We start from the raw sequence: 8882 nt of genomic DNA, 5'->3' as shown, positions 1-8882 counted from the left end.
TTCCACTCTTCACCACCCCCACATCCTGCTTTTTTTTTTTGTTCTTGGGGGTGGTGTGTCGGATTGCGGGGTGTCCGCGGCATGGATGCCGCGGCCAAGCCCCCATGGATGGGTTTACGGCGTCCCCGCAATCCGACACCGCCCCGCCAAACCCACAGATAGTGCAGAGCCGGCTGTTGCTGTTGCTTCGGCTGTTGCTGTTGAGGTTGCCGGCCAGCGGCCGGCACTACCGCGGGTGCCGGGCGCAGCCCGGCCGGACCCCCTACAGCACCTGGTACGCGCGCTCGGCCGCATCGAACACATTGCCCGGCGCGAACTGCTCGCCCAGGTAATGCAGTGCTTGCCGGTGCTGCTGCAACGAGCGCTGCGCCGCGCCGGGGCCCAGCAGCATCTGCTCGAATTCGATCAGGTCCTGCAGGATGCGCCAGTGCCGATACCACGCAATCCAGCGCGGATCGCCCAGGTCGCTGCCATAGCCTTCGGCGAAGCCCAGCGGATGCTCGCGCCCCCAGCGACCACCTACCGCGGCGCCGACAAACATCAGGTCGCGCTCGCGCGGGGCCAGTGCCAGTCCGTCCCAGTCAATCAGGTGCAGTGCATCGTCCTGCCCCATCAGCAGGTTGCCCGCGTGCAGGTCGGTATGGCACAGGCGCAACGCCGGTGCTTCACCCTGCAATTGGCGATGCAGCGCTTGGGCACGCTGGTGAAGTTCGGCGATGCGCGGCCGCTGCTGCTGCCACAGCGCCAGGAACGCACTGCCGGACCGATCCTGCGCCTGCGCCAGCGTCGAGGGATCGCGCAACCATGTCCCCACCGTGTCGACCGCTGCGGTTTCAAGCCGCAACGTCGGCAGTGCCTGGCGCAACGCCGGCGGAATCTCGGCCTCATGCAGGCGACGCAGCACTTCGCCCAGCTGGCACCATTGCGCACGGCTCAGCGGCGCCTCGAAGCCCGACTGCCCTTCGATGTAGGGGAACAGCGTGAACTGCAGGCCCCAGCGCTGCACCGATGCGCCGCCGGTCAATGCCGGCCACGGCGCAACAATCTCTTCGATGCCCAAGGTGCCACGCAGCCAATGCAGGCTGTCCCACACCGCGGGTGCCACCTGGAAGTTGCGGCACTTCAACCACCAATGGTCGTGGCGGGCATCGATACGGAACACGCACGCATTGGCGTCGGCGCCCACCGGACGCGGCACCACCGCGGTCGCGTTGATGTCGTAGGACTGCTGCAGGACTTCAACGATCTGCTGCGCCGAAGCGAATGACATGGATGCAGGCGTGCTTTGGTGACGACACCTACTATCGCAGATGGCCTTGCATCCGCACAGGCAAACTGGTCACAACATCACTCTCCTGTGACAAAAGAACTAGCCGGCGATGCGTCGCATGACCGCTTCCAACGGACCGCGCGCGAACTGCCACGACCACAACCAGGCCGCCGCGGTCGCCAGCATCACGAACAACAACGCGGCCATCAGCACCCACGACAGGCTGGCACTGCCATCAAGCAGTCCAAGCGATTCCAGCACGCCCATGCCGATCAGGATGTGCGCCACGTACAGGCTCAGCGTCATCCGTCCGGCCGCAGTGAACGGTTCCAGCCAATCGCCAGGATGCAGCCGCACCAGCGACAGGCATGCTGCGATCAGTGCACACGCCGCGCCTGCGCCGGTCAGCAGATAGGCCGGACCGGGCGGCATCGGCTGCGTCGCCAGCCACACCTGCCACGGCGTGGCGTGGCCCCACTGCTGCAACACCTGGCCGGCCCCCATCAGCAGCAGGCCGAGCAGCAGCAAGGCACGCTGCACCCGGGGTTGCGACAGCGGCAGCCGCGCCAGCAGCATGCCCAGCAGGAAAAAGCACAGCCACGGCAACACCGGATGAAAGCCATTGAACAGCAGGTTGCGCATCGCACCCGGCCAGTGCCACAGCCCCTCGTAAGCCAGCGTCTGCCAGTTCCAGCCCTGGCTGTAGTCCCAGCGCAGCAGGGACCAGAACGCGACCATCGCCAGAGCCACCATGCTGCCCAGCAGAACACGGGGCGACGCGCGCAGCCACAGCACCGCCAGCGCGAAGTACACCGCGTAGTAATGCAGGATATCGGCAGGAAACACGGTCAGGTTGAGCAGGCCGAGCACGGCCAGGAACACGGCCCGCCGCCAGGTCTGCACGCTTGCCTGCCACCACGCCAGTCGCTGTGTGGCCAGCATCAGGCCCACCCCGGCCAGCGTCACGAAGGTCGCCGAAGCCTTGCCTTCCAGCAGGTGGAAGAATCCAGCAAGCCAGCCGCCGCCGTCGGTCTCGACGGCCATCGCCAGGCGGAAGTTGACCAGCACCATGCCGGCCAGGGCGAGGTAGCGCGCCAAGTCCAGCCCATGCAGCCGCCGATCGTCAGTGCTCACGCACGCGCCCCGAGCAGTGCTGCCAGCAGAGAGGGATCAAGCACGTCGATATCGGCATCGCTCGCCTCACCCAATCCCTGCCGCAGCGCGGCGCTCTCGATTGCATCCAGCAGCACCTGCGCCTGCAGCGCGGGCGCCAGCACGGGCCGGCGGCGCTCACGACGTGCGACCTCCTGCAAAGCCTCGGCAAGACCGCGCTGCAACTGCGCGCGGTTGCCAGCGAATGCCGCCGCCACCGCCGGATTACGCGCGCTCTCGGCCAGCACTTCCACGCTCAACAGCGCCCATTCCGGCTGCCGGCACAGGGTGTGGAAGTCCCGCAGGAACCCCTGCACCTGCGCACGTTCGCCATTGCATCCCGCCAACCGCTGCAGCAACGGCTGCAGTTCGTCCCGTTCGGCCTCGGCCGTCGCCAGGATCAGCGCCTCCTTGCCGGGAAAGTGGTTGTAGAGATTGCCCAGGCTCACCCCGGCCGCCTGCGCGATGTCGCGCATGCTGGTCTGGTGGAAGCCCTTGGACAGAAAGCACTGCATAGCCGCCTGCAGGATCTGCGAGGCGCGTTGCTCATTGCGGTCGGTGCGGTTCATGCGGCAAACAATGAACGAACGTTCGTCCATTTGAAAGCCGAATGCAAGCCGTCGGCCAGTCACCATTCAGGCCGTCGCGCTTGACCTCAACCGCTGTTGAGGACCGATCCTGCCGCGCCCTGCTGCAACTGCGGACCCTGCATGCACCTAGAAGAACTCGTCCAGCAGGCGGTAGAACGCGAGTCGGCGCTCATCGGCACCAATGCCATAGCGGGCCAGCAAGGGTGCAACCCAGCGGGTGTCGTCATAGTTGTGGACCAGGCTGCGTGCGGCCAATGCCAGGTCCTGGCAACGATCAGCCACACCCAGCCGGCCGCAATCGATGAAACCGCTGAAGCGGCCGTGGACCGCCATCAGATTCGGCAGGCATGCATCGCCGTGCGCTACCACCAGATCCTCATCCGCCGGACACGTTGCGATCAGTTCGGCATGCACCTGCTCGGCGCTCTGGCCCAGGCGCTCATCGTCGAAATCATCCGCATCGATCAACCCTGCGGCAACGCGCGCAGCGACCTCCGGCAAGCGCGATGCAAGGCGATGATCGAACGGACAACCGGCAACCGGCAGCGCATGCAGGGCGCGCAGCGCGTCAGCCAGCAGCACGACCACCTGGGCGGGCGCCAGCGTCGGCGACGATGCCAGGTCATGGCCGGGCAACGCGCTCATCAGCAGCCAACGCCGACCGCCCACCTCCGCAGTGTCCAACACCGTTGGCACCGGCTGTCCCTGTGCCCGCAGCCAACGCAGACGCAGGATTTCGCCCTCCAGTTCGCTGAAGGCATCGATCACTTCCGATTTCAGGAACGCATCCGGCAACCCTTGACGTCGCACCCGCGCCACATCGGCGCGCGACACGCCGATGCCCTGCATCTCGATATCTGCATCGCGCAGCGCGCTGCGCCACTGCGACGGCAAAGGCATTACACCGCCATCGCTCGATCCTGCTTCCATCCCCACCACTCCGGCCCCGGTCACAGCCTGGATTCTCACCGAAGCGGACACCTGACAGCAAAGGACACTGCATGAAACTCATGGTCATCGGCGCCAGCAAAGGTCTTGGCCGCGCCTTCGTGGAAGGCCTCTGCCGGCCCGGCGATACCGTCATCGGCGTATCGCGCACACGCCCCACGCAGCTGGACTGCAGCGAGGGCGTCGACCTGCACTGGATAGAAGCAGACCTGAGCCAGCCAGCACGGGCCGCCGCCAGCATCGCGGCGCAGGCGCCGCCGGATCTCGATGTGCTCATCCATAACCTTGGCATCTGGGAGGAGACCGCATTCAGTGACGACTACGATTTCCTCAACGAAAGTGACAGCGCGCTGGCGCAGCTGGTGGACGTCAACATCACCGCCACCCTGCTGCTGCTCAAGCAGCTGCTGCCGCGCGTGCTCGGCGGGCGCCGCCCGCAACTGGTGTTGACCGGCTCGACCTCGGCGCTGCCGCGCAGTGGCCGCCCCGAGGTGGCCTTCGGCGCGTCCAAGTTCGCGCTCAACGGGATTGCCGATGCCCTGCGCGAAGGCTTCCGCCAGCAGCGGCTGGCCGTGACGACGCTGCAGCTGGGCTACCTCAATACCGAAGATGCACTGTCGGTGCCGCTGCAGCAGGCGGCCGCACGCGGCAATGGCGAGTACGTGCCGGTGCACGACGTGGTGTCGATGGTGCGCGCCCTGCTGCAGCTGTCACCGTCCAGCTTCGTGCGCGAGCTGGTGCTGCCCGCCATCGCCGATCCGCGTTACTAGACCAGCGCTCAGCACACACTGGCAGCCCCGGTTTGGCCGTACACGCGGCCGTGGTTTACTCTGCGTCTACTGGCAGTTGGCCGCACACAGGACCGGCTATGGCTATCGATGCGCTATCGAGGCTCTCGACCCGGGTTCTGGACAGCGCCCTGCCCAGCCTGCCGCTGTACTTGCTGCAGGCCACTGCGGTGATCGGCATGATCGGCGTGTTCCTGATCGCCACCCGCCGCGGCGGCCATGCCATGGAAGGACGCCGCGTCTACATCGGCGCGATCCTCGGCCTGATCTACCTGTTCAATTCATGGTTCGTGGCCGGCTACGCGCAGGGCGTGGTCAAACTCAACCTCGGCATCGACATCCTGCTGATCAGCGGTCTGCTGGGCGGCTGGCGCGGCGGCGTGACCTGCCTGCTGGCCAGCCTGCTGGCGCGCTACCAGTTCTCCGGCACGCAGTATTTCCTGCCCGCCAGCCTGGAAGCGGCGCTGCAGGTGCTGGCAGGCATCTGGCTGCGCGGGCGGATATACCCGCGCATGCTCACCCACTTCTCGCTGCGGTTGATCCTGCAGGCCTGGGCGGTGCGCATCGCGGTGACATTGATCGGGCTGGTGTTGGGCGTGGCGATCATCGGCAGCGCGCAGCTGCCCCTGCTGGAACTGGCCACCCAGCGCGTGCTGGCCCTGCCGGTGTCACTGCTGGTGCTGGTGGCCGTATTCGCGCTGGTCTACAACGATGCGCAGATCGATGCCCAGCGCCAACGCGAACATGCGTGGATGCGCATCGACCCGGTGAGCGGCCTGCCCAACCTGCGCGCCCTCGACGAGCGTCTGCAGCGTCATTGGCGCAGCAGCGACGACCGCGGCAACGCGTGCCTGATCGTGACCGAGATGGGCAACCTGCAGGACCTGCTGCTGCGCTATGGCCCGCTCAATGACAGTGGCCTGTGGAACCCGCACAACGCCGAGGCCGTGCGCCGCACCCTGCTGCATGCGCGACCGACCGATGCGATGGAGATCTATCAGTTCGGTGACAGCGCGCTGGCGATCCTGCTGCCGGACGCAAGCCTTGCCGATCTCCGCGCGGATACCGGGCTGCCTGCGCTGGCCGACCGCCTGTCCACGGTGATCGGCGATGACTGGCCGGGCTTCCGCCCGGTGTTCCGCTGCGCGGTGGTCGAGCTGCAGCCGCCCACGCAGGACGACAGCTCCATCCCGTTCCGCGCGGTCACCCTGGCCTTGAACGCGATCGAGTCCGGTGTGGTGTTCTTCGATGATCCGATCCAGCGCGACAGCGAAGTGGATGCCCTGATCGAGACCGCGCTGGACCACTGGCTGCAGCACGCCGATGCACCACTGTACTACCAGCCCAAGTTCCGCCTGCAGGACCGCCACCTGGTCGGCGCCGAGGCGCTGCTGCGGATGCGCGATGGCGATGGCCACCTGATTGCACCGATGCGGGTGGTTTCGCTGCTGCGCCGTCGCGGACGCCTTGCCGAACTGGAATGGGCCACGCTGCAGGCGGCCACCGCCTTCCTTGGCCACTGCAGGGATGACGGGCATACGCTGACGATCGCAGTGAACGTGTCCGCCGAATCGCTGCGCCAACCCGGCTTCGGCGCACGCCTGTGCACCTTGCTGGAGCAGCAACGCATACCCGGCGCGATGCTGCGGCTGGAGATCGTCGAGTGGACCGAAATCGTCGAGCGCGACGTTGTCGATGCCAACGTCGTCGTCCTGCTGGCCGCTGGCATGAGCCTGTCACTGGACGACTTCGGCGCCGGCTATTCGACCCTGATCCTGCTGTCGCAGCTGTCGGTGGCCGAGGTCAAGATCGAGCGGGCATTGATCGCCACGTTGTCCGATGCCAAGTCGCAGTCCATCGTCCGCTTCATCGTGGAAGTAGCCCACCGCTGCGGTGCCATCGTCGTTGCCGAAGGCACCGAGACCCCGGCGCAGGAGCAGCTGCTGCGTGCGCTGGGGGTGGATGTGGGCCAGGGCTATCTGTATGCACGGGCCCTGCCACCGGAGCAGTTCCGGCAGCTGGCCTGAGCGGCCTTCAGGCCAGCCGCATCGACAGCTCCACATCGTCGGCGAAGGGCACGGACAGATAGCCTGCATTGCCCGAGCGCATGCGCTGCTGGTAGCGCGGGCTGTCGTCGGCGTTGTCGGCGATCACCACTGCGCCCGGTCGCAGCCGCTCGTGCAGCAGCTCCAGCACATCGTCGTACAGCACCTTGGCACCATCGAGCAGCACCAGATCGATCGTATCGGGCAGGTCCACCGCCAGGGTCTCCAGTGCGTCGCCCACGCGGATCTCGACCAGATCGTCCAGGCCCGCTTCACGCAGGTGGCCGGCGGCACGGCGCGCCTTCTCCGGTTCGAACTCGGTGGTGATCAGGCGGCCGCCGCCGTTGTCACGCAACGCCGCAGCCAGATGGATGCTGGAGATGCCGAACGACGTACCGAACTCAACGATGCTGCGCGCGCCACTGCTGCGCGCCAGCAGGTACAGCAGGCGGCCGGTTTCCGGCGACACCGGCAGCCACAGGTCCTTCAGCAGCTCGCCATACAGGCGCCGGTATTCGGTGCGGCTGCCCAGCAGGCGCTGCCGTTCTTCGGGGGAGACGGAGGTCAAGGCCGGGCTGAGCGCGCTGTCGGCTTCGGCAAACAGGCGCGCAAGCAGGGGCGCGACCGGGGTTGAGATCAGGGTGGACATGGGCGGGTGTTCCTTGCGATGACGGGGTTAGAATGCGAATGATTCGTCGCAATCAAGAATACGGACGATCTCCGGTTCCGCCTATTCGCATTGGAAAAGCCCCATGTCCGAACGTCGTCCGCCGCAGATTTCCTCGAGAAAACAGCCTCGCCAGTCACGATCGAACGACCTGGTCGCAGCCATCCTCGAAGCCGCTGCTCAGGTTCTGAAGCACGAAGGCGCCCCCCGGTTCACCACCGCGCGGGTGGCCGAACGCGCCGGCGTCAGCGTCGGCTCGCTGTACCAGTACTTTCCCAACAAGGCGGCAATCCTGTTCCGCCTGCAGCGCGACGAGTGGCAGCAGACCGGCGCGATGCTGCGCGACATCCTGCAGGACACACGACAACCGCACCTGCAGCGCCTGCGCACGTTGGTGCATGCCTTCATCGTGTCGGAATGCGAAGAAGCGCAGACCCGTGGCGCGTTGAACGATGCCGCGCCGCTGTACCGCGATGCGCCGGAAGCGCAGGAAGCACGCAGCGAGACCGACGAAGCGATGCTCGTGTTCATGGCCGAGCTGCTGCCGCAGGCCTCGGCGGGCACGCGCCAGCTGGCGGTGGATCTGATCGATACCACGCTGGGTGCCACCGGCCGCGAATTTTCCAGTAAACCGCGCACTGCCGCCGAGATGCGCGTCTATGCCGATGCGGTCGCGGATATGTTCTGCGCCTATCTCAGGCAGCTGGGCGCGCACTGACGTGCAGCCGCCGGCTTACACCGCGTAGAAGCCCAGGAACATCGCCACCGCCGACTCGGCCACGCGCGTGCGTTCGGCCTGTGCCAGCGGCGCCTGGCCCATCGTCACCTGCGGCCAGAACGCGAAGCTCTTCACCAGGCCCTGCAGCTGATGGCCGGCGAATTCCGGATCGATCTGGCGCAGCCGCCCATCGGCAATCGCCGCACGGATCCACGCGCTGACGCCGCTCTCCTTCTCGCCCATGCGGCAGACGATCGCCTGCGCGCGCTCGGGTGAATGGATGATCTCGGCCATCGCCACCCGTGCCAGGTCGATGAAGTTGGCATCACCCAGCAGGTCCAGCTTCTGCCGCAGCAGCTGCAGCAGCTGCACATCCAGCGGCTGGTCGGCGCGGTACGGCAGCTCGACGCTGGCCACGCTGCTCTGCCACAGCTCTTCAAGGATCAGCGCGAACAGTTCTTCCTTGCTCGGGAAGTGGTTGTAGACGGTGCGCTTGGAGACGCCAGCCACCGCCGCGATGCGGTCCATGCTGGTCGCCTCGTAGCCGGCCGAACGGAACTCTTCCACCGCCGCGCGGACGATGGCCTCGCGCTTGCGGTCGGTAAGGCGTTGCGGGGTACGGGGCATGGCGGAACCAGACAGCTGAACGGACGCCACCATTTTACACCCAGCAGTGTACTTTCTGAAATCCGGAAACTACACTG

Annotated in this window: 9 protein-coding genes; 3 read left to right on the top strand and 6 right to left on the bottom strand. The window is 66.5% G+C overall.

What is annotated here, in order from left to right:
* Positions 1-262: 262 nt before the first annotated feature.
* From J2X70_RS14220 to J2X70_RS14205, 4 genes are all read right to left on the bottom strand, one after another.
* The gene (locus J2X70_RS14220) at positions 263-1270 is read right to left on the bottom strand and encodes an aminoglycoside phosphotransferase family protein (RefSeq protein ID WP_309910866.1); all 1008 of its coding nucleotides are present in this window, start codon (positions 1268-1270) and stop codon (positions 263-265) included.
* A 99-nt stretch (positions 1271-1369) separates the two neighbouring features.
* Positions 1370-2404, bottom strand: coding sequence for a DUF418 domain-containing protein (locus J2X70_RS14215; RefSeq protein ID WP_309910864.1), 1035 nt, complete (start codon positions 2402-2404; stop codon positions 1370-1372).
* A complete protein-coding gene (locus J2X70_RS14210) occupies positions 2401-2991 on the bottom strand; it encodes a TetR/AcrR family transcriptional regulator (RefSeq protein WP_309910862.1) in 591 nt (196 codons plus the stop codon). Before J2X70_RS14210 ends, J2X70_RS14215 begins: the two co-directional genes overlap by 4 nt.
* A 147-nt stretch (positions 2992-3138) precedes the next feature.
* Entirely contained in the window at positions 3139-3942 is an 804-nt protein-coding gene (locus J2X70_RS14205; RefSeq protein WP_309910860.1) for an APH(3')-II family aminoglycoside O-phosphotransferase, read from the bottom strand.
* A gap of 71 nt (positions 3943-4013) precedes the next feature.
* Between J2X70_RS14205 and J2X70_RS14200 the strand changes: the two genes are divergently transcribed.
* Positions 4014-4730, top strand: coding sequence for an SDR family oxidoreductase (locus J2X70_RS14200; RefSeq protein ID WP_134832440.1), 717 nt, complete (start codon positions 4014-4016; stop codon positions 4728-4730).
* Positions 4731-4834: 104 nt separating this feature from the next.
* The gene (locus J2X70_RS14195; RefSeq protein WP_080149509.1) at positions 4835-6775 is read left to right on the top strand and encodes a bifunctional diguanylate cyclase/phosphodiesterase; all 1941 of its coding nucleotides are present in this window, start codon (positions 4835-4837) and stop codon (positions 6773-6775) included.
* A gap of 7 nt (positions 6776-6782) precedes the next feature.
* On the opposite strand, the gene J2X70_RS14190 is transcribed toward J2X70_RS14195, so the two are convergent.
* The gene (locus J2X70_RS14190) at positions 6783-7442 is read right to left on the bottom strand and encodes an O-methyltransferase (RefSeq protein WP_080148985.1); all 660 of its coding nucleotides are present in this window, start codon (positions 7440-7442) and stop codon (positions 6783-6785) included.
* Between the two features lie 103 nt (positions 7443-7545).
* Between J2X70_RS14190 and J2X70_RS14185 the strand changes: the two genes are divergently transcribed.
* Positions 7546-8178 carry a TetR family transcriptional regulator gene (locus J2X70_RS14185; RefSeq protein WP_309910856.1) on the top strand — a complete coding sequence of 211 codons (633 nt, stop codon included), beginning with the start codon at positions 7546-7548 and terminating at the stop codon, positions 8176-8178.
* A 15-nt stretch (positions 8179-8193) separates the two neighbouring features.
* On the opposite strand, the gene J2X70_RS14180 is transcribed toward J2X70_RS14185, so the two are convergent.
* Positions 8194-8805 carry a TetR/AcrR family transcriptional regulator gene (locus tag J2X70_RS14180; protein ID WP_309910854.1) on the bottom strand — a complete coding sequence of 204 codons (612 nt, stop codon included), beginning with the start codon at positions 8803-8805 and terminating at the stop codon, positions 8194-8196.
* Positions 8806-8882: the final 77 nt, after the last annotated feature.

This window comes from Stenotrophomonas sp. 1337 (assembly GCF_031455455.1).
GTDB classification, from domain to species: Bacteria; Pseudomonadota; Gammaproteobacteria; order Xanthomonadales; family Xanthomonadaceae; genus Stenotrophomonas; species Stenotrophomonas indicatrix.
Note: the sequence above shows the minus strand (reverse complement) of the source record. Positions and strands in the feature narration are given on the sequence as shown.

Coding starts and splice junctions, on each gene's coding strand:
- J2X70_RS14220 (WP_309910866.1), bottom strand. CDS start 1,270: ATGTCATTCGCTTCGGCGCAGCAGATCGTTGAAGTCCTGCAGCAGTCC.
- J2X70_RS14210 (WP_309910862.1), bottom strand. CDS start 2,991: ATGAACCGCACCGACCGCAATGAGCAACGCGCCTCGCAGATCCTGCAG.
- J2X70_RS14205 (WP_309910860.1), bottom strand. CDS start 3,942: ATGGAAGCAGGATCGAGCGATGGCGGTGTAATGCCTTTGCCGTCGCAG.
- J2X70_RS14200 (WP_134832440.1), top strand. CDS start 4,014: ATGAAACTCATGGTCATCGGCGCCAGCAAAGGTCTTGGCCGCGCCTTC.
- J2X70_RS14190 (WP_080148985.1), bottom strand. CDS start 7,442: ATGTCCACCCTGATCTCAACCCCGGTCGCGCCCCTGCTTGCGCGCCTG.
- J2X70_RS14185 (WP_309910856.1), top strand. CDS start 7,546: ATGTCCGAACGTCGTCCGCCGCAGATTTCCTCGAGAAAACAGCCTCGC.
- J2X70_RS14180 (WP_309910854.1), bottom strand. CDS start 8,805: ATGCCCCGTACCCCGCAACGCCTTACCGACCGCAAGCGCGAGGCCATC.